General features: G+C 60.9%; 9 protein-coding genes, 4 tRNA genes and 6 rRNA genes. 16 read left to right on the top strand and 3 right to left on the bottom strand.

What is annotated here, in order from left to right; all coding sequences use genetic code 11:
- Window positions 1-121: 121 nt before the first annotated feature.
- On the bottom strand, window positions 122-1,120 hold the full coding sequence (gap, locus tag H4F90_RS13735) for a type I glyceraldehyde-3-phosphate dehydrogenase (protein ID WP_182665564.1): 999 nt from the start codon (window positions 1,118-1,120) through the stop codon (window positions 122-124).
- A 94-nt stretch (window positions 1,121-1,214) separates the two neighbouring features.
- Entirely contained in the window at window positions 1,215-3,275 is a 2,061-nt protein-coding gene (gene tkt / locus H4F90_RS13730; RefSeq protein WP_235972213.1) for a transketolase, read from the bottom strand.
- 124 nt (window positions 3,276-3,399) lie between these two features.
- Here tkt and H4F90_RS13725 point away from each other — a divergent pair, with 124 nt between their 5' ends.
- From H4F90_RS13725 to H4F90_RS13710, 4 genes are all read left to right on the top strand, one after another.
- Window positions 3,400-4,119, top strand: coding sequence for a nucleotidyltransferase family protein (locus tag H4F90_RS13725; protein ID WP_182665562.1), 720 nt, complete (start codon window positions 3,400-3,402; stop codon window positions 4,117-4,119).
- 99 nt (window positions 4,120-4,218) lie between these two features.
- Window positions 4,219-4,797, top strand: a complete 579-nt coding sequence (locus H4F90_RS13720; protein ID WP_182665560.1) for a hypothetical protein — start codon at window positions 4,219-4,221, stop codon at window positions 4,795-4,797.
- Window positions 4,798-4,840: 43 nt separating this feature from the next.
- Window positions 4,841-5,311 (top strand): PTS sugar transporter subunit IIA, encoded by a 471-nt coding sequence (locus tag H4F90_RS13715; RefSeq protein ID WP_182665558.1) that lies wholly within the window; start codon window positions 4,841-4,843, stop codon window positions 5,309-5,311.
- The gene (locus H4F90_RS13710) at window positions 5,280-5,549 is read left to right on the top strand and encodes an HPr family phosphocarrier protein (RefSeq protein WP_182665556.1); all 270 of its coding nucleotides are present in this window, start codon (window positions 5,280-5,282) and stop codon (window positions 5,547-5,549) included. The genes H4F90_RS13715 and H4F90_RS13710 overlap by 32 nt, the downstream gene beginning before the upstream one ends.
- Window positions 5,550-5,582: 33 nt before the next feature.
- Here the strand turns inward: H4F90_RS13710 and H4F90_RS13705 are convergent, their stop codons facing one another.
- Entirely contained in the window at window positions 5,583-6,443 is an 861-nt protein-coding gene (locus tag H4F90_RS13705) for a GNAT family N-acetyltransferase (RefSeq protein ID WP_182665554.1), read from the bottom strand.
- A 185-nt stretch (window positions 6,444-6,628) separates the two neighbouring features.
- Between H4F90_RS13705 and ptsP the strand changes: the two genes are divergently transcribed.
- The 12 genes from ptsP to rrf (H4F90_RS13645) all read left to right on the top strand — a co-directional run bounded on the left by ptsP (window position 6,629) and on the right by rrf (H4F90_RS13645) (window position 19,149).
- Entirely contained in the window at window positions 6,629-8,353 is a 1,725-nt protein-coding gene (gene ptsP, locus H4F90_RS13700) for a phosphoenolpyruvate--protein phosphotransferase (protein WP_182665552.1), read from the top strand.
- 130 nt (window positions 8,354-8,483) lie between these two features.
- Complete coding sequence (locus H4F90_RS13695; protein ID WP_182665550.1) at window positions 8,484-8,621, top strand: hypothetical protein; 138 nt, start codon at window positions 8,484-8,486, stop codon at window positions 8,619-8,621.
- Between the two features lie 86 nt (window positions 8,622-8,707).
- Window positions 8,708-10,236, top strand: a 16S ribosomal RNA gene (locus H4F90_RS13690).
- 95 nt (window positions 10,237-10,331) lie between these two features.
- A tRNA-Ile gene (locus H4F90_RS13685) sits at window positions 10,332-10,408 on the top strand.
- Between the two features lie 11 nt (window positions 10,409-10,419).
- Window positions 10,420-10,495, top strand: a tRNA-Ala gene (locus tag H4F90_RS13680).
- A 228-nt stretch (window positions 10,496-10,723) separates the two neighbouring features.
- A 23S ribosomal RNA gene (locus H4F90_RS13675) occupies window positions 10,724-13,597 on the top strand.
- Window positions 13,598-13,711: 114 nt separating this feature from the next.
- A 5S ribosomal RNA gene (gene rrf, locus H4F90_RS13670) occupies window positions 13,712-13,824 on the top strand.
- Window positions 13,825-14,032: 208 nt separating this feature from the next.
- Window positions 14,033-15,561 (top strand): 16S ribosomal RNA (locus H4F90_RS13665).
- Window positions 15,562-15,656: 95 nt separating this feature from the next.
- Window positions 15,657-15,733, top strand: a tRNA-Ile gene (locus tag H4F90_RS13660).
- Window positions 15,734-15,744: 11 nt separating this feature from the next.
- Window positions 15,745-15,820 (top strand) — tRNA-Ala (locus H4F90_RS13655).
- A 228-nt stretch (window positions 15,821-16,048) separates the two neighbouring features.
- Window positions 16,049-18,922, top strand: a 23S ribosomal RNA gene (locus H4F90_RS13650).
- 114 nt (window positions 18,923-19,036) lie between these two features.
- A 5S ribosomal RNA gene (gene rrf / locus H4F90_RS13645) occupies window positions 19,037-19,149 on the top strand.
- The 16S, 23S and 5S rRNA genes sit together here with 4 tRNA genes alongside, the layout of an rRNA operon.
- The last annotated feature ends 4 nt before the right edge of the window (window positions 19,150-19,153 follow it).

Raw genomic sequence — 19,153 nt, 5'->3', positions numbered from 1 at the left:
GGCAGGCGATGTTGCCGCCCGCTTGCAGCCGCAAGGGCCGGGGCCGCGCTTCGGAGCGGGCAAGAAAAAGCCCGCCGAAGCGGGCTGGTGGCCGGGCGGCAAGCGGCCGCCGGGGCAGGAATCAGCCGGCGATGACGCGGGCCATTTCCAGGACCTTGTTCGAGTAGCCCCACTCGTTGTCGTACCAGGCGACGACCTTGACGAAGGTCTTGTCCAGCGCGATGCCGGCTTCGGCGTCGAAGACCGAGGTGCAGACTTCGCCGCGGAAATCGGTGGCCACGACCTTCTCGTCGGTGAAACCGAGCACGCCCTTCAGCGCGCCTTCGCTCTGGGCCTTCATCTCGGCCACGATCTCGGCGTAGCTGGCTTCGGCGTTGAGCTCGACCGTGAGGTCGACGACCGACACGTCGCTGGTCGGCACGCGGAAGGCCATGCCGGTCAGCTTGCCCTTCAGTTCGGGCAGCACCACGCCGACGGCCTTGGCCGCGCCGGTGCTCGACGGGATGATGTTCTCCAGGATGCCGCGGCCGCCGCGCCAGTCCTTGTTGCTCGGGCCGTCGACGGTCTTCTGCGTCGCGGTGGCGGCGTGCACGGTGGTCATCAGGCCGCGCTTGATGCCCCACTTGTCGTTCAGCACCTTGGCCACCGGGGCCAGGCAGTTGGTGGTGCAGGACGCGTTCGAGATGATGGTCTGGCCGGCGTAGGTCTGGTGGTTCACGCCATAGACGAACATCGGGGTGTCGTCCTTCGAGGGGGCCGACTGGATGACCTTCTTCGCGCCGGCCTTGAGGTGGGCTTCGCAGCTTTCCTTGGTCAGGAACAGGCCGGTCGATTCGACGACGATGTCGGCGCCGACTTCGCCCCAGGCCAGTTCGGCCGGGTTCTTGATCGCCGTCAGGCGGATCTTCTTGCCGTTGACGACCAGGGTGTTGCCGTCCACCGAGACCTCCCCGTCGAAGCGGCCGTGCACGCTGTCGTACTTCAGCATGTAGGCCAGGTAGTCGGGCTCCAGCAGGTCATTGATCGCGACGATCTCGATGTCCTTGTGGTTGGCGATGGCGGCACGGAACACCATGCGGCCGATGCGGCCGAAGCCGTTGATGCCGATCTTGAGGGTCATAGGAAGTCTCCAGAGAGGTTGAGGATCATGGGAAACCGGGATCGGCATCGCGGCGCCCGCGGGCGCCGCCTGCCTGGGAACGCAGCCCCTGGGCTTACTTGCCGAGCACCTTGCGCACGGTGGCGACCAGGTTCTCGGAGGTGAAGCCGAAGTGCTTGAACAGCGCACCGGCCGGGGCCGATTCGCCGAAGGTGTCGAGGCCGATGACGGCGGCGCAGCCGTACTTCCACCAGAAGTCGCTCACGCCGGCCTCGATCGCGATGCGCGGCAGCTTGGGCGGCAGCACCTCGCTCTTGTAGGCCGCGTCCTGGCGGTCGAAGACGGTGGTGCTCGGCAGGCTGACGACGCGCACCGGGATCTTGGCCCGGGCCAGTTCGGCCTGGGCGTGCAGGGCGAGCTGCACCTCGGACCCGGTGGCCAGGATCACCGCCTTGGCCGGCTTGTCCAGGCCGACCTCGGCCGGCTCGGCCAGCACATAGGCACCGCGGGTGATGACGTCGGCATCGGTGCGCGGGGCATAGGGCAGGTTCTGGCGCGAGAGCAGCAGCGCGCTGGGCCGGTGCTTGTTGGCCAGGGCCAGGGTCCAGGCCACCGCCGTTTCGCAGGTGTCGGCCGGACGCCACACGTCCAGGCCCGGGATCAGGCGCAGGCTGGCCGCATGCTCGACCGACTGGTGGGTCGGACCGTCTTCGCCCAGGCCGATGGAATCGTGGGTGAAGACGTGGATGACCCGGGTCTTCATCAGCGCAGCCATGCGGATCGCATTGCGGCTGTAGTCGCTGAAGGTGAGGAAGGTGCCGCCGTAGGGGATGTAGCCGCCGTGCAGGGCCACGCCGTTCATGATGGCGGCCATGCCGAACTCGCGCACGCCGTAGTTGATGTGGCGGCCGATCGCGCCGTCCTCGGTCCGGACGACCTCACCCGCCGCATCGACCCGGAAGGCCGGCGTGCTTTTGGTGTTCGTCAGGTTGGAGCCGGTCAGGTCGGCGCTGCCGCCCAGCAGCTCGGGCAGCCGGGCGGTGAAGTGCTCCAGCGCGATCTGGCTGGCCTTGCGGGTGGCGACGGTCTCGGCCTTGTCGTGCGCGGCGCCAACGGCTTCGACGGCGATCTCGGCGAAGTCGGCCGGCAGATCGCCGGCCATGCGGCGCAGGAAGGCGGCGGCCAGCTCGGGATGGGCGGCGGCATAGGCCTCGAAGCCCTGCTGCCAGCCGGCCTGCAGGGCGGTGCCGCGGGCCTTGGCATCCCAGGCGGCATAGACCTCGGCCGGCACCTCGAAGGGCGCATGCGGCCAGCCGATGGCCTCGCGGGTCTTGGCGATCTCCTCGGCCCCGAGCGGCTCGCCGTGGGCCTTGGCGGTGTTCGCGCGGTTGGGCGAGCCCTTGCCGATGTGGGTCTTGGCGACGATCAGCACCGGCTTGTCGGTGCTGGTCTTGGCCTGGGCGATCGCGGCGTCCACGGCCTCGACGTCATGGCCGTCGACCGGACCGATGACCTGCCAGCCGTAGGCCTTGAAGCGGGCCGGCGTGTCGTCGCCGAACCAGGGCGTGACCTGGCCATCGATCGAGATGCCGTTGTCGTCGTAGATCGCGACCAGCTTGTTCAGCTTCCAGGCCCCCGCCAGGGCGCAGGCCTCGTGGCTGATGCCTTCCATCAGGCAGCCGTCGCCCAGGAAGGCGTAGGTGCGGTGGTCGACGATGGCATGGCCGGGGCGGTTGAACTCGGCGGCCAGCAGCTTTTCGGCCAGCGCCATGCCCACCGCATTGGTGATGCCCTGGCCGAGCGGGCCGGTGGTGGTCTCGACGCCCGGGGTGATGCCGACCTCGGGGTGGCCCGGGGTCTTGCTGTGCAGCTGGCGGAAGACGCGCAGCTCGTCCATCGGCAGCGCATAGCCGCTGAGGTGCAGCAGCGCGTAGATCAGCATCGAGCCGTGGCCGTTGCTGAGCACGAAGCGGTCCCGGTCGACCCAGGCCGGATCGGCCGGGTTGTGGCGCAGGTGGCGATTCCAGAGGGCCACGGCGATGTCGGCCATGCCCATCGGGGCGCCGGGGTGGCCGGAATTCGCAGCCTGGACCGCGTCCATGGCCAGGGCCCGGATCGCTGCGGCCATGAGGGAGGGGCTGGCCGCCGGGGTGGCCTGGGGTCGGGTCGAAGCCATGGAGGGGAGACGCTCCGTTTGAATCAAGGGCAAACCCACATTTTAGGTGCCGGCCGCCGCGATGCCTGCCGGGCCGGCCGGCGTGGCGGCGCATGCTGCCCCGGCCGGCTTACAGTGGCCTGTGATGTCTGCCTCGAATCCCCTGCCTGCCTTCATCCTGGCCGCCGGTCGCGGCGAGCGCCTGCGCCCCTGGACCGACACCGTGCCCAAGCCGCTGCTGGCGGTGCAGGGCCGGCCGTTGATCGAGTGGCATCTGGCGGCGCTGGCCCGCGATGGCGTGCGCCGCGTGGTGATCAACACCGCTTGGCTGGCCGGGCAGTTCCCGGCCAGGCTCGGCGACGGCCGCCGCTGGGGCCTGGACTTGCGCTACAGCGACGAGCAGGCCGCCTATGGCGGCGCGCTGGAGACGGCGGGCGGCCTGGCCACGGCCTGGCCCTTGATCGATGCGCCGGCCTGCTGGCTGCTGGCCGGCGACGCCTGGGTGCCAGGCTTCCGCTTCGATCCGGCGCGGGCCGAGGCCTTTCTCGCCAGCGGGGATCTGGCCTGGCTGTGGATGGTGCCCAACCCCGGGCACCGGCCACGTGGCGATTTCCTGCTCGACGCCGCCGGTCGCCTCCGGCATCTGCCGGCCGAAGGCGGCCTGCCGCCGGGCGCCGAGGCACGCACCTATTCCACGCTGGCCCTGCTTCGTCCGGCCCTGGTCGAAGGCCTGGCGCCCGGGCAGCGCGCGCCGCTCAAGCCCTGGCTGGACCGTGCGATCGACGCCGGCCGTCTGGGCGGGCTGCGGCTCGACGGGCCGTGGGTGGATGTCGGCACGGCCGAGCGCTGGCAGGCGCTGGGCTGAGGCGGCCTGCCCCCCGGTCCGCGGGGCGTGGCGTGGCCGCCGCAGCCCCTGCGCCCGCGGCTGGCCCCGGTTCGGCCGGGCGTGCGAACATGGCCCGCGATGCGAAGCCCCGTCCTTGTCCCTTCCCTGCCCGGCGATTCCGCCGGCCCGCGCCGCCGGGGCCTGGCCCTGCTGCTGGCGGGCCTGGCCGCGCTGGGAGGCTGCTCCCCGGCCCTGGACTGGCGCAGCGTGCGGCCGGCCGATGGCGCCGTTGCCGTCTGGATGCCTTGCAAGCCGGACCGCCACGAGCGTCCGGTCCAGCTGGCTGCCGGGCTGAAGGTCACGCTGCAGATGCAGGTCTGCGATGCGGGGGGCACCAGCTGGGCCGTCAGCAGCTTCGAGGTGGCCGAGCCCGCGGCGGTCGACGCGGCCCTGGAGGCGCTGCGGGCGGCGCGCCCGGCCCAGCTGGGCGGCAGCGAGCGCGAGGCCCGCGCCTACACGCCGGCCGGGGCGGCGCCGCGGGCCCAGGCCCAGCGCATCCTCGTCGAGGGCCGGCGGCCTGACGGTCGCCCGGTGCGCGAGCTGTCGGCGGCCTTTGCGGTCGATCGTCAGGTCTACCAACTGCTTGCGCTCGACGGCCAGCCCGGCCCCGAGGCCCTGGACATGTTCTTCGAGCGCCTGGAGCTGGCCCGGCCATGACGCGCATCGGCCTGGCTCCCGCGCAAGCCCTGGATGGATGCTCATGGCCAAGCTGATGATCCTTGCCCACGCGCCGCTGGCCAGCGCCCTGAAGGCCGTGGGGGCCCATGCTTTCCCTGAGCAGGCCGAAGCCCTGATGGCCCTGGACGTCGCGCCCGAGGCCGAGCCCGAGCAGACCGAACAGCGCGCCCGCCTGCTGATCCAGGCGCTGCCGCCGGACGCCGGCGGCCTGGAGCTGCTGATCCTGACCGATGCCTTCGGCGCCACCCCGGCCAACATTGCCCAGCGCCTGACCGATCTGGGGCAGGTCAAGGTCGTCACCGGCGTGAATCTGCCGATGTTGTGGCGGGCCATGAATTACGCCGACGAGCCGCTGGATCGTCTGGTCACCCGTGCCCTGGCCGGCGCAACCCAGGGGGTCATGCAGGTGGCCACTGTCCGGCCGCAGAATCAGGCCCAATCTGTCGGACCCCGTTCACGCGATGATCTCCAGGCGCATCACCATCAGCAATAAGCTCGGGCTGCATGCCCGGGCCTCGGCCAAGCTGACCAAGCTGGCCGCAAGCTTCCCCTGCGAAGTCTTCCTCAGTCGCAACGGCCGGCGCATCAACGCCAAGAGCATCATGGGCGTGATGATGCTGGCCGCCGGGCTGGGCAGCGAGGTGGAGCTGGAGACCGACGGACCGCGCGAGGCCGAAGCCGCCGACGCGATCGTTGCGCTGTTCGACGCCAAGTTCGGCGAGGGCGAGTGAGCGGCCGCCGGGCCGCCCTGGGCGCCCCGGCCCTCAGAGCGAGGCGATCGGTTCGTGGCCGAGGAAGTGCCTGCGGTACTTGGCCGGCAGGTCCTCGATGCGCATCAGCAGGGGCAGATCGGCCGTGTTGAAGTCGGGGTCCCAGGCCGGTGCGCCCAGCACGCGAGCACCGCAGCGCAGGTAGCCCTTGATCAGCGGCGGCGCATCGACCGCCAGGTCGCTGCGCAGCTCGGCCACCGGCAGGGGCAGCCGCGGACGAACCCGCCATTCGATCGGTGCGAGGTGGGTGTGGCGCAACTGCTCCCACAGGCTGGCGGCCAGGTGGCCTCCGTCGCGCATGCTGATGCTGGCGCAGCCGACCATGGTGTCGAGCTGGTTGCGGTGCATGAACTCGGCCAGGGCGCCCCAGAGCGCCAGGATCGCGCCGCCGTGGCGGTGGTCCGGGTGCACGCAGGAGCGGCCGAGCTCGACCATGGTCGGGCGCAGGCTGCGCAGGCGAACCAGGTCGAATTCGGTTTCGCTGTAGAGGCCGCCGACGCGGCGGGCCGCGTCCGGCGTCAACACCCGGTAGGTGCCGATCACGGGGGCGGAGTCGTCGTCCTGCACCGCCCGGACCAGCAGGTGTTCGCAATAGGCATCGAAGAGGTCCACGTCCAGGCCGGCCGGCGTGCCCTGCGGCGGGCTCAGGCGGGCGCCCATTTCGTCGACGAAGACCTGATGCCTCAGACGCTGGGCCTCGCGGACTTCCGCTTCATCGCGCGCCCAAGCCACAACCAGACGCGTGCGCCCGGCCGATGACGCGGCTTCCCGGCCTGGAAGCGACCTCCGTGAGGCGCGCGCATCGCGGCCCGTCAGGTCGTGCAGCGGCTGGGTCGGCAGTGGCAGATCCCGCATCGTCGGTCCCTTGTCCATGAAGTCGTCGTATGGACGCGGAGCTTCGGTCGCGCCGGTGACGCGCCCGTGTCGACACGGTGATCCCTTCGTGACAAGGGCAGGCGATCCGCCGGCCGCGCGACCTCGATGCAACAAGGGGTGAGGCCGGATCGAAAGCCCGCACGCCCCGGGCTAGCATCGACCGCATGAGTTTTCAGCTCTTCGGCCTGCCTGTGGCGCGGGGCGTGGCGATCGGCCGGGCCCTGCTGGTCTCGTCCAGCCGCGTCGACGTGGCCCATTACTACATCGAGCCCGCACAGATCGAGGCCGAGATCCAGCGCCTGCGCATGGCCCGTGACGCCGTCGTCGAGGAACTGGAGACCTTGCAGCGCGAACTGCCGGGCGATGCGCCGGCCGAGCTCTCCGCCCTGCTGGATGTGCACGTGATGCTGCTGCAGGACGAGCTGCTGGGGGCCGCCACCAAGCAGTGGATCGCCGAGCGCCACTACAACGCCGAGTGGGCGCTGTCGGCGCAGCTCGAGGTTCTGGCCCGTCAGTTCGACGAGATGGAGGACGAGTACCTCCGCGAGCGCAAGGCCGACCTGGAGCAGGTGGTCGAGCGCCTGCTGCTGGTGCTGTCCGAAGGGGGGGGCGGGCGGGGGCGCGCCGGCGGGCTGCCGCAGCTGAGCGCGGCGACGGGCGACAACCCGCTGATCCTCGTCGCCAACGACATCTCGCCCGCGGACATGCTGGGCTTCCGCCGCAGCGTGTTCACCGGGTTCGTCACCGATGTGGGGGGGCCGACGTCACACACGGCCATCGTCGCGCGCAGCCTGAACATTCCCGCTGTCGTCGGCGCCCGCGAGGCAAGCCGCCTGATCCGTCAGGATGACTGGATCGTCATCGATGGCGATGCAGGGCTGGTCATCGTCGACCCCTCGCCCATCGTGCTCGAGGAGTACCGCTTTCGGCAGCGCAGTGGCGAGCTCGAGCGCGAACGCCTTGGGCGCCTGCGGCACACGCCGGCCGTCACGCTGGATGGCGAGCCGGTCGAGCTGCTCGCGAACATCGAACTGCAATCCGATGCCGAAGCTGCGATCGCCGCCGGCGCCCAGGGCGTAGGCCTGTTCCGAACCGAGTTCCTGTTCATGAACCGCAACGGCGAACTGCCGGGCGAAGAGGAGCAGTTCGAGGCCTACCGCGGCGCGGTGATGGCGATGCAGGGCCTGCCCGTCACCATTCGCACGGTCGACGTCGGTGCCGACAAGCCGCTCGACCGGCTCTCCATCCACGAGCTGCGGCAGGAGCAGGGGTTGAACCCGGCGCTCGGCCTGCGTGCCATCCGCTGGAGCCTGTCCGAGCCGAGCATGTTCCGCCAGCAGCTTCGCGCCATCCTCCGCGCCAGTGCGCATGGGCCTGTGCGGCTGTTGATCCCGATGCTGGCGCACGAGTCCGAGATCCGCCTGACGCTGGAGATGATCGACCGCGCGAAGCAGCAGTTGCGAGAAGCCGGTCTCGCCTATGGCGAAGTGCAAGTGGGCGCGATGATCGAAGTGCCTGCCGCCGCATTGATGGTCGAGGCTTTTCTCGACCGCTTCGACTTCCTGGCCATCGGCACCAACGACCTCGTGCAGTACACCCTCGCGATCGACCGGGCGGACGAAGCCGTTGCACACCTCTATGACCCCTGGCATCCCGCGGTGCTGCATCTGCTGCATCACATCATCCGGGCTGCGCGGAAGCGCGGCAAGTCGGTCTGTGTGTGCGGAGAGATCGCCGGTGACATCGACTTCACGGAGGTGCTGCTCGCGATGGGATTGCGCAGCTTCTCCATGCACCCAAGCCAGATCCCCGCCTTGAAGCAGAAGGTCCTGCGCACAGACACCCGGCGTTGCAGTGTCCTCAGGCCGGCCCGAGGCGTCCCGGACTGAGGTCGGGCGGGGCAGCGTGGCGGCCCCGTTAAGAAAAGTGCGATGCCTCCTTGCTCGCCACGAAAAATGTCTGCTAAAGTAGCGGGCTTCGCTGATCACGGCGCCGCACAGCGGTGACAAGAGAAGCGCGGTGAAGAAAGAAAGCAGCAAAAACCAAGCGCTTGACAAGGTTTTTAAAGCAGACAATAATTCACCTCTTCTGCAAAACGCAGATGCCGCAAGGCAACCGTTCTTTAACAAACAACAGCCGATAAGCGTGGGCGTTTGAAGGTGTAATGCCGAAAGAGTCGCAAGGCTCACAAACGCTCCACGGAAGAGAAGTTCACTTCAATTCCGAGTGAGTGATTCAAGATCGAACTGAAGAGTTTGATCCTGGCTCAGATTGAACGCTGGCGGCATGCCTTACACATGCAAGTCGAACGGTAACGCGGGGCAACCTGGCGACGAGTGGCGAACGGGTGAGTAATGCATCGGAACGTGCCCATCAGTGGGGGATAGCCCGGCGAAAGCCGGATTAATACCGCATACGACCTGAGGGTGAAAGCGGGGGACCGTAAGGCCTCGCGCTGATGGAGCGGCCGATGTCGGATTAGCTAGTTGGTGGGGTAAAGGCTTACCAAGGCAACGATCCGTAGCTGGTCTGAGAGGACGACCAGCCACACTGGGACTGAGACACGGCCCAGACTCCTACGGGAGGCAGCAGTGGGGAATTTTGGACAATGGGCGCAAGCCTGATCCAGCCATGCCGCGTGCGGGAAGAAGGCCTTCGGGTTGTAAACCGCTTTTGTCAGGGAAGAAACGGTCTGAACTAATACTTTGGGCTAATGACGGTACCTGAAGAATAAGCACCGGCTAACTACGTGCCAGCAGCCGCGGTAATACGTAGGGTGCAAGCGTTAATCGGAATTACTGGGCGTAAAGCGTGCGCAGGCGGTTGTGCAAGACAGATGTGAAATCCCCGGGCTCAACCTGGGAACTGCATTTGTGACTGCACAGCTAGAGTACGGCAGAGGGGGATGGAATTCCGCGTGTAGCAGTGAAATGCGTAGATATGCGGAGGAACACCGATGGCGAAGGCAATCCCCTGGGCCTGTACTGACGCTCATGCACGAAAGCGTGGGGAGCAAACAGGATTAGATACCCTGGTAGTCCACGCCCTAAACGATGTCAACTGGTTGTTGGACGGCTTGCTGTTCAGTAACGAAGCTAACGCGTGAAGTTGACCGCCTGGGGAGTACGGCCGCAAGGTTGAAACTCAAAGGAATTGACGGGGACCCGCACAAGCGGTGGATGATGTGGTTTAATTCGATGCAACGCGAAAAACCTTACCTACCCTTGACATGCCAGGAACTTACCAGAGATGGTTTGGTGCTCGAAAGAGAGCCTGGACACAGGTGCTGCATGGCCGTCGTCAGCTCGTGTCGTGAGATGTTGGGTTAAGTCCCGCAACGAGCGCAACCCTTGTCATTAGTTGCTACGAAAGGGCACTCTAATGAGACTGCCGGTGACAAACCGGAGGAAGGTGGGGATGACGTCAGGTCATCATGGCCCTTATGGGTAGGGCTACACACGTCATACAATGGTCGGTACAGAGGGTTGCCAACCCGCGAGGGGGAGCTAATCCCAGAAAACCGGTCGTAGTCCGGATCGCAGTCTGCAACTCGACTGCGTGAAGTCGGAATCGCTAGTAATCGCGGATCAGCTTGCCGCGGTGAATACGTTCCCGGGTCTTGTACACACCGCCCGTCACACCATGGGAGCGGGTTCTGCCAGAAGTAGTTAGCCTAACCGCAAGGAGGGCGATTACCACGGCAGGGTTCGTGACTGGGGTGAAGTCGTAACAAGGTAGCCGTATCGGAAGGTGCGGCTGGATCACCTCCTTTCTAGATGATGGCATTCCCATCAAACGTCCACACTTATCGGTTGTTGTTGGCCAACAGCATGCCTCGCTGAGCAATCGGCGCATGGAAAAGGATGCGGGTCTGTAGCTCAGTCGGTTAGAGCACCGTCTTGATAAGGCGGGGGTCGTTGGTTCGAATCCAACCAGACCCACCACTCGAATTCGAGGGGGTGTAGCTCAGCTGGGAGAGCACCTGCTTTGCAAGCAGGGGGTCATCGGTTCGATCCCGTTCACCTCCACCATGATGATGGCACTGGTCAAAGTCCAATGGGCTTTGACCAGTGCAGTTCTTGCATGTTGTTCTTTAAAAATTCGTAGAGTCGAATCAGCGTTGTCGACGGAAAGCGTTTTCATGGCGCTCCGTGCCGTCGGCAACCATAGATTGCGTCACCAGCCTGCAGAAAATGCAGGCACGGCAGACAAACTACTCAAAACAGTCCTTGGCTCGACGCGATGCGTCAAAAATATAGGGTCAAGTGACTAAGTGCATGTGGTGGATGCCTTGGCGATTACAGGCGATGAAGGACGTGATAGCCTGCGATAAGCTTCGGGGAGCTGGCAAATAAGCTTTGATCCGGAGATTTCCGAATGGGGAAACCCACCCGCAAGGGTATCGCATTCTGAATACATAGGAATGCGAGGCGAACCGAGTGAACTGAAACATCTCAGTAGCTCGAGGAATAGACATCAACCGAGATTCCGAAAGTAGTGGCGAGCGAAATCGGAACAGCCTGTGTGATTTAGCAGTGAGCTTATTGGAACGATCTGGAAAGGTCGGCCGCAGTGGGTGATAGCCCCGTACAAGAAAAGCACGCTGTAGAACTGAGCACACGACAAGTAGGGCGGGACACGTGTAATCCTGTCTGAAGATGGGGGGACCATCCTCCAAGGCTAAATACTCGTAATCGACCGATAGTGAACAAGTACCGTGAGGGAAAGGCGAAAAGAACCCCGGGAGGGGAGTGAAATAGATCCTGAAACCGCATGCATACAAAAAGTCGGAGCCCTTCGGGGTGACGGCGTACCTTTTGTATAATGGGTCAGCGACTTACATTCAGTGGCAAGCTTAACCGAGTAGGGTAGGCGTAGAGAAATCGAGTCCGAATAGGGCGTTCAGTCGCTGGGTGTAGACCCGAAACCAAGTGATCTATCCATGGCCAGGATGAAGGTGCGGTAACACGCACTGGAGGTCCGAACCGACTAGTGTTGCAAAACTAGCGGATGAGCTGTGGATAGGGGTGAAAGGCTAAACAAACTTGGAAATAGCTGGTTCTCTCCGAAAACTATTTAGGTAGTGCCTCAAGTATTACCATCGGGGGTAGAGCACTGTTATGGCTAGGGGGTCATGGCGACTTACCAAACCATTGCAAACTCCGAATACCGATGAGTACAGCTTGGGAGACAGTGCACCGGGTGCTAACGTCCGGACACAAGAGGGAAACAACCCAGACCGCCAGCTAAGGTCCCTAATATTGGCTAAGTGGGAAACGAAGTGGGAAGGCTAAAACAGTCAGGATGTTGGCTTAGAAGCAGCCATCATTTAAAGAAAGCGTAATAGCTCACTGATCGAGTCGTCCTGCGCGGAAGATGTAACGGGGCTAAGCCAGTAACCGAAGCTGCGGATGCACAGCAATGTGCGTGGTAGGAGAGCGTTCTGTAAGCCTGTGAAGGCAGCTTGTGAAGGCTGCTGGAGGTATCAGAAGTGCGAATGCTGACATGAGTAGCGTTAAAGGGGGTGAAAAGCCCCCTCGCCGTAAGCGCAAGGTTTTCTACGCAACGTTCATCGGCGTAGAGTGAGTCGGCCCCTAAGGCGAGGCAGAGATGCGTAGCTGATGGGAAACAGGTCAATATTCCTGTACCGATGTGCAGTGCGATGTGGGGACGGAGAAGGTTAGCTCAGCCGGGTGTTGGATGTCCCGGTTCAAGCCTGTAGTCGTGCCTGGTAGGCAAATCCGCCAGGCTTAGATGAGGGGTGATAACGAGGAAGCTTGCTTCCGAAGTGAGTGATACCCTGCTTCCAGGAAAAGCCACTAAGCTTCAGCTGCACACGACCGTACCGCAAACCGACACTGGTGCGCGTGATGAGTATTCTCAGGCGCTTGAGAGAACTCTGGAGAAGGAACTCGGCAAATTGACACCGTAACTTCGGAAGAAGGTGTGCCTTAAGTAGGTGAACCTGTACAAGGGGAGCCCAACAAGGCCGCAGAGAATCGGTGGCTGCGACTGTTTATTAAAAACACAGCACTCTGCAAAGACGAAAGTCGACGTATAGGGTGTGACGCCTGCCCGGTGCTGGAAGATTAAATGATGGGGTGCAAGCTCTTGATTGAAGTCCCAGTAAACGGCGGCCGTAACTATAACGGTCCTAAGGTAGCGAAATTCCTTGTCGGGTAAGTTCCGACCTGCACGAATGGCGTAACGATGGCCACACTGTCTCCTCCAGAGACTCAGCGAAGTTGAAATGTTTGTGATGATGCAATCTCCCCGCGGAAAGACGGAAAGACCCCATGAACCTTTACTGTAGCTTTGTATTGGACTTTGAACAGATCTGTGTAGGATAGGTGGGAGGCTTTGAAGCGGTGCCGCTAGGTGTCGTGGAGCCAACCTTGAAATACCACCCTGGTGTGTTTGAGGTTCTAACCTTGGCCCGTTATCCGGGTTGGGGACAGTGCATGGTGGGCAGTTTGACTGGGGCGGTCTCCTCCCAAAGCGTAACGGAGGAGTTCGAAGGTACGCTAGGCACGGTCGGAAATCGTGCTGATAGTGCATAGGCATAAGCGTGCTTGACTGCGAGACTGACAAGTCGAGCAGGTACGAAAGTAGGACTAAGTGATCCGGTGGTTCTGTATGGAAGGGCCATCGCTCAACGGATAAAAGGTACTCTGGGGATAACAGGCTGATACCGCCCAAGAGTTCATATCGACGGCGGTGTTTGGCACCTCGATGTCGGCTCATCTCATCCTGGGGCTGTAGCCGGTCCCAAGGGTATGGCTGTTCGCCATTTAAAGAGGTACGTGAGCTGGGTTTAAAACGTCGTGAGACAGTTTGGTCCCTATCTTCCGTGGGCGCTGCAGATTTGAGGAAGCCTGCTCCTAGTACGAGAGGACCGGAGTGGACGCACCTCTGGTGTATCGGTTGTCACGCCAGTGGCATTGCCGAGTAGCTAAGTGCGGAAGAGATAACCGCTGAAAGCATCTAAGCGGGAAACTCGTTCCAAGATGAGATCTGCCGGGGCCTTGAGCCCCCTGAAGAGTCGTTCTAGACCAGGACGTTGATAGGCTGGGTGTGGAAGCGTAGTAATGCGTTAAGCTAACCAGTACTAATTGCTCGTGCGGCTTGACCCTATATTTTTGACGTAACAGGGCTGTTTATGTAGCTCTGCCGGTGGTGACGCCACCTAACATTCGACTCTACGAATTTGCTGCAAGCGCCCCACAGCGCCTGCAGTGCCGGTTAAGCCTGATGACCATAGCGAGGTGGTCCCACCCCTTCCCATCCCGAACAGGACCGTGAAACACCTCAGCGCCGATGATAGTGCGGATGCCCGTGTGAAAGTAGGACATCGTCAGGCTAATATATTAGGGAAACGCCCGGGTCATGCCGGGCGTTTCTATCTCTGCTGAGCAAAGTCTCGCAGATGCCGCAAGGCAACCGTTCTTTAACAAACAACAGCCGATAAGCGTGGGCGTTTGAAGGTGTAATGCCGAAAGAGTCGCAAGGCTCACAAACGCTCCACGGAAGAGAAGTTCACTTCAATTCCGAGTGAGTGATTCAAGATCGAACTGAAGAGTTTGATCCTGGCTCAGATTGAACGCTGGCGGCATGCCTTACACATGCAAGTCGAACGGTAACGCGGGGCAACCTGGCGACGAGTGGCGAACGGGTGAGTAATGCATCGGAACGTGCCCATCAGTGGGGGATAGCCCGGCGAAAGCCGGATTAATACCGCATACGACCTGAGGGTGAAAGCGGGGGACCGTAAGGCCTCGCGCTGATGGAGCGGCCGATGTCGGATTAGCTAGTTGGTGGGGTAAAGGCTTACCAAGGCAACGATCCGTAGCTGGTCTGAGAGGACGACCAGCCACACTGGGACTGAGACACGGCCCAGACTCCTACGGGAGGCAGCAGTGGGGAATTTTGGACAATGGGCGCAAGCCTGATCCAGCCATGCCGCGTGCGGGAAGAAGGCCTTCGGGTTGTAAACCGCTTTTGTCAGGGAAGAAACGGTCTGAACTAATACTTTGGGCTAATGACGGTACCTGAAGAATAAGCACCGGCTAACTACGTGCCAGCAGCCGCGGTAATACGTAGGGTGCAAGCGTTAATCGGAATTACTGGGCGTAAAGCGTGCGCAGGCGGTTGTGCAAGACAGATGTGAAATCCCCGGGCTCAACCTGGGAACTGCATTTGTGACTGCACAGCTAGAGTACGGCAGAGGGGGATGGAATTCCGCGTGTAGCAGTGAAATGCGTAGATATGCGGAGGAACACCGATGGCGAAGGCAATCCCCTGGGCCTGTACTGACGCTCATGCACGAAAGCGTGGGGAGCAAACAGGATTAGATACCCTGGTAGTCCACGCCCTAAACGATGTCAACTGGTTGTTGGACGGCTTGCTGTTCAGTAACGAAGCTAACGCGTGAAGTTGACCGCCTGGGGAGTACGGCCGCAAGGTTGAAACTCAAAGGAATTGACGGGGACCCGCACAAGCGGTGGATGATGTGGTTTAATTCGATGCAACGCGAAAAACCTTACCTACCCTTGACATGCCAGGAACTTACCAGAGATGGTTTGGTGCTCGAAAGAGAGCCTGGACACAGGTGCTGCATGGCCGTCGTCAGCTCGTGTCGTGAGATGTTGGGTTAAGTCCCGCAACGAGCGCAACCCTTGTCATTAGTTGCTACGAAAGGGCACTCTAATGAGACTGCCGGTGACAAACCGGAGGAAGGTGGGGATGACGTCAGGTCATCATGGCCCTTATGGGTAGGGCTACACACGTCATACAATGGTCGGTACAGAGGGTTGCCAACCCGCGAGGGGGAGCTAATCCCAGAAAACCGGTCGTAGTCCGGATCGCAGTCTGCAACTCGACTGCGTGAAGTCGGAATCGCTAGTAATCGCGGATCAGCTTGCCGCGGTGAATACGTTCCCGGGTCTTGTACACACCGCCCGTCACACCATGGGAGCGGGTTCTGCCAGAAGTAGTTAGCCTAACCGCAAGGAGGGCGATTACCACGGCAGGGTTCGTGACTGGGGTGAAGTCGTAACAAGGTAGCCGTATCGGAAGGTGCGGCTGGATCACCTCCTTTCTAGATGATGGCATTCCCATCAAACGTCCACACTTATCGGTTGTTGTTGGCCAACAGCATGCCTCGCTGAGCAATCGGCGCATGGAAAAGGATGCGGGTCTGTAGCTCAGTCGGTTAGAGCACCGTCTTGATAAGGCGGGGGTCGTTGGTTCGAATCCAACCAGACCCACCACTCGAATTCGAGGGGGTGTAGCTCAGCTGGGAGAGCACCTGCTTTGCAAGCAGGGGGTCATCGGTTCGATCCCGTTCACCTCCACCATGATGATGGCACTGGTCAAAGTCCAATGGGCTTTGACCAGTGCAGTTCTTGCATGTTGTTCTTTAAAAATTCGTAGAGTCGAATCAGCGTTGTCGACGGAAAGCGTTTTCATGGCGCTCCGTGCCGTCGGCAACCATAGATTGCGTCACCAGCCTGCAGAAAATGCAGGCACGGCAGACAAACTACTCAAAACAGTCCTTGGCTCGACGCGATGCGTCAAAAATATAGGGTCAAGTGACTAAGTGCATGTGGTGGATGCCTTGGCGATTACAGGCGATGAAGGACGTGATAGCCTGCGATAAGCTTCGGGGAGCTGGCAAATAAGCTTTGATCCGGAGATTTCCGAATGGGGAAACCCACCCGCAAGGGTATCGCATTCTGAATACATAGGAATGCGAGGCGAACCGAGTGAACTGAAACATCTCAGTAGCTCGAGGAATAGACATCAACCGAGATTCCGAAAGTAGTGGCGAGCGAAATCGGAACAGCCTGTGTGATTTAGCAGTGAGCTTATTGGAACGATCTGGAAAGGTCGGCCGCAGTGGGTGATAGCCCCGTACAAGAAAAGCACGCTGTAGAACTGAGCACACGACAAGTAGGGCGGGACACGTGTAATCCTGTCTGAAGATGGGGGGACCATCCTCCAAGGCTAAATACTCGTAATCGACCGATAGTGAACAAGTACCGTGAGGGAAAGGCGAAAAGAACCCCGGGAGGGGAGTGAAATAGATCCTGAAACCGCATGCATACAAAAAGTCGGAGCCCTTCGGGGTGACGGCGTACCTTTTGTATAATGGGTCAGCGACTTACATTCAGTGGCAAGCTTAACCGAGTAGGGTAGGCGTAGAGAAATCGAGTCCGAATAGGGCGTTCAGTCGCTGGGTGTAGACCCGAAACCAAGTGATCTATCCATGGCCAGGATGAAGGTGCGGTAACACGCACTGGAGGTCCGAACCGACTAGTGTTGCAAAACTAGCGGATGAGCTGTGGATAGGGGTGAAAGGCTAAACAAACTTGGAAATAGCTGGTTCTCTCCGAAAACTATTTAGGTAGTGCCTCAAGTATTACCATCGGGGGTAGAGCACTGTTATGGCTAGGGGGTCATGGCGACTTACCAAACCATTGCAAACTCCGAATACCGATGAGTACAGCTTGGGAGACAGTGCACCGGGTGCTAACGTCCGGACACAAGAGGGAAACAACCCAGACCGCCAGCTAAGGTCCCTAATATTGGCTAAGTGGGAAACGAAGTGGGAAGGCTAAAACAGTCAGGATGTTGGCTTAGAAGCAGCCATCATTTAAAGAAAGCGTAATAGCTCACTGATCGAGTCGTCCTGCGCGGAAGATGTAACGGGGCTAAGCCAGTAACCGAAGCTGCGGATGCACAGCAATGTGCGTGGTAGGAGAGCGTTCTGTAAGCCTGTGAAGGCAGCTTGTGAAGGCTGCTGGAGGTATCAGAAGTGCGAATGCTGACATGAGTAGCGTTAAAGGGGGTGAAAAGCCCCCTCGCCGTAAGCGCAAGGTTTTCTACGCAACGTTCATCGGCGTAGAGTGAGTCGGCCCCTAAGGCGAGGCAGAGATGCGTAGCTGATGGGAAACAGGTCAATATTCCTGTACCGATGTGCAGTGCGATGTGGGGACGGAGAAGGTTAGCTCAGCCGGGTGTTGGATGTCCCGGTTCAAGCCTGTAGTCGTGCCTGGTAGGCAAATCCGCCAGGCTTAGATGAGGGGTGATAACGAGGAAGCTTGCTTCCGAAGTGAGTGATACCCTGCTTCCAGGAAAAGCCACTAAGCTTCAGCTGCACACGACCGTACCGCAAACCGACACTGGTGCGCGTGATGAGTATTCTCAGGCGCTTGAGAGAACTCTGGAGAAGGAACTCGGCAAATTGACACCGTAACTTCGGAAGAAGGTGTGCCTTAAGTAGGTGAACCTGTACAAGGGGAGCCCAACAAGGCCGCAGAGAATCGGTGGCTGCGACTGTTTATTAAAAACACAGCACTCTGCAAAGACGAAAGTCGACGTATAGGGTGTGACGCCTGCCCGGTGCTGGAAGATTAAATGATGGGGTGCAAGCTCTTGATTGAAGTCCCAGTAAACGGCGGCCGTAACTATAACGGTCCTAAGGTAGCGAAATTCCTTGTCGGGTAAGTTCCGACCTGCACGAATGGCGTAACGATGGCCACACTGTCTCCTCCAGAGACTCAGCGAAGTTGAAATGTTTGTGATGATGCAATCTCCCCGCGGAAAGACGGAAAGACCCCATGAACCTTTACTGTAGCTTTGTATTGGACTTTGAACAGATCTGTGTAGGATAGGTGGGAGGCTTTGAAGCGGTGCCGCTAGGTGTCGTGGAGCCAACCTTGAAATACCACCCTGGTGTGTTTGAGGTTCTAACCTTGGCCCGTTATCCGGGTTGGGGACAGTGCATGGTGGGCAGTTTGACTGGGGCGGTCTCCTCCCAAAGCGTAACGGAGGAGTTCGAAGGTACGCTAGGCACGGTCGGAAATCGTGCTGATAGTGCATAGGCATAAGCGTGCTTGACTGCGAGACTGACAAGTCGAGCAGGTACGAAAGTAGGACTAAGTGATCCGGTGGTTCTGTATGGAAGGGCCATCGCTCAACGGATAAAAGGTACTCTGGGGATAACAGGCTGATACCGCCCAAGAGTTCATATCGACGGCGGTGTTTGGCACCTCGATGTCGGCTCATCTCATCCTGGGGCTGTAGCCGGTCCCAAGGGTATGGCTGTTCGCCATTTAAAGAGGTACGTGAGCTGGGTTTAAAACGTCGTGAGACAGTTTGGTCCCTATCTTCCGTGGGCGCTGCAGATTTGAGGAAGCCTGCTCCTAGTACGAGAGGACCGGAGTGGACGCACCTCTGGTGTATCGGTTGTCACGCCAGTGGCATTGCCGAGTAGCTAAGTGCGGAAGAGATAACCGCTGAAAGCATCTAAGCGGGAAACTCGTTCCAAGATGAGATCTGCCGGGGCCTTGAGCCCCCTGAAGAGTCGTTCTAGACCAGGACGTTGATAGGCTGGGTGTGGAAGCGTAGTAATGCGTTAAGCTAACCAGTACTAATTGCTCGTGCGGCTTGACCCTATATTTTTGACGTAACAGGGCTGTTTATGTAGCTCTGCCGGTGGTGACGCCACCTAACATTCGACTCTACGAATTTGCTGCAAGCGCCCCACAGCGCCTGCAGTGCCGGTTAAGCCTGATGACCATAGCGAGGTGGTCCCACCCCTTCCCATCCCGAACAGGACCGTGAAACACCTCAGCGCCGATGATAGTGCGGATGCCCGTGTGAAAGTAGGACATCGTCAGGCTAGT

Origin of the sequence: Aquariibacter albus (assembly GCF_014145335.1) — a bacterium.
Classification (GTDB): Bacteria; Pseudomonadota; Gammaproteobacteria; order Burkholderiales; family Burkholderiaceae_C; genus Aquariibacter; species Aquariibacter albus.
The sequence above is the reverse complement of the archived record's forward strand: the minus strand, read 5'-3'. Positions and strand labels throughout refer to the sequence as shown.

Excerpts from the sequence above, each read along its gene's own strand:
- gap (WP_182665564.1), bottom strand. The coding sequence starts at position 1,120 with ATGACCCTCAAGATCGGCATCAACGGCTTCGGCCGCATCGGCCGCATG.
- H4F90_RS13710 (WP_182665556.1), top strand. The coding sequence starts at position 5,280 with ATGATCTCCAGGCGCATCACCATCAGCAATAAGCTCGGGCTGCATGCC.
- tkt (WP_235972213.1), bottom strand. The coding sequence starts at position 3,275 with ATGGCTTCGACCCGACCCCAGGCCACCCCGGCGGCCAGCCCCTCCCTC.
- H4F90_RS13720 (WP_182665560.1), top strand. The coding sequence starts at position 4,219 with ATGCGAAGCCCCGTCCTTGTCCCTTCCCTGCCCGGCGATTCCGCCGGC.
- H4F90_RS13725 (WP_182665562.1), top strand. The coding sequence starts at position 3,400 with ATGTCTGCCTCGAATCCCCTGCCTGCCTTCATCCTGGCCGCCGGTCGC.
- H4F90_RS13705 (WP_182665554.1), bottom strand. The coding sequence starts at position 6,443 with ATGCGGGATCTGCCACTGCCGACCCAGCCGCTGCACGACCTGACGGGC.
- ptsP (WP_182665552.1), top strand. The coding sequence starts at position 6,629 with ATGAGTTTTCAGCTCTTCGGCCTGCCTGTGGCGCGGGGCGTGGCGATC.
- H4F90_RS13715 (WP_182665558.1), top strand. The coding sequence starts at position 4,841 with ATGGCCAAGCTGATGATCCTTGCCCACGCGCCGCTGGCCAGCGCCCTG.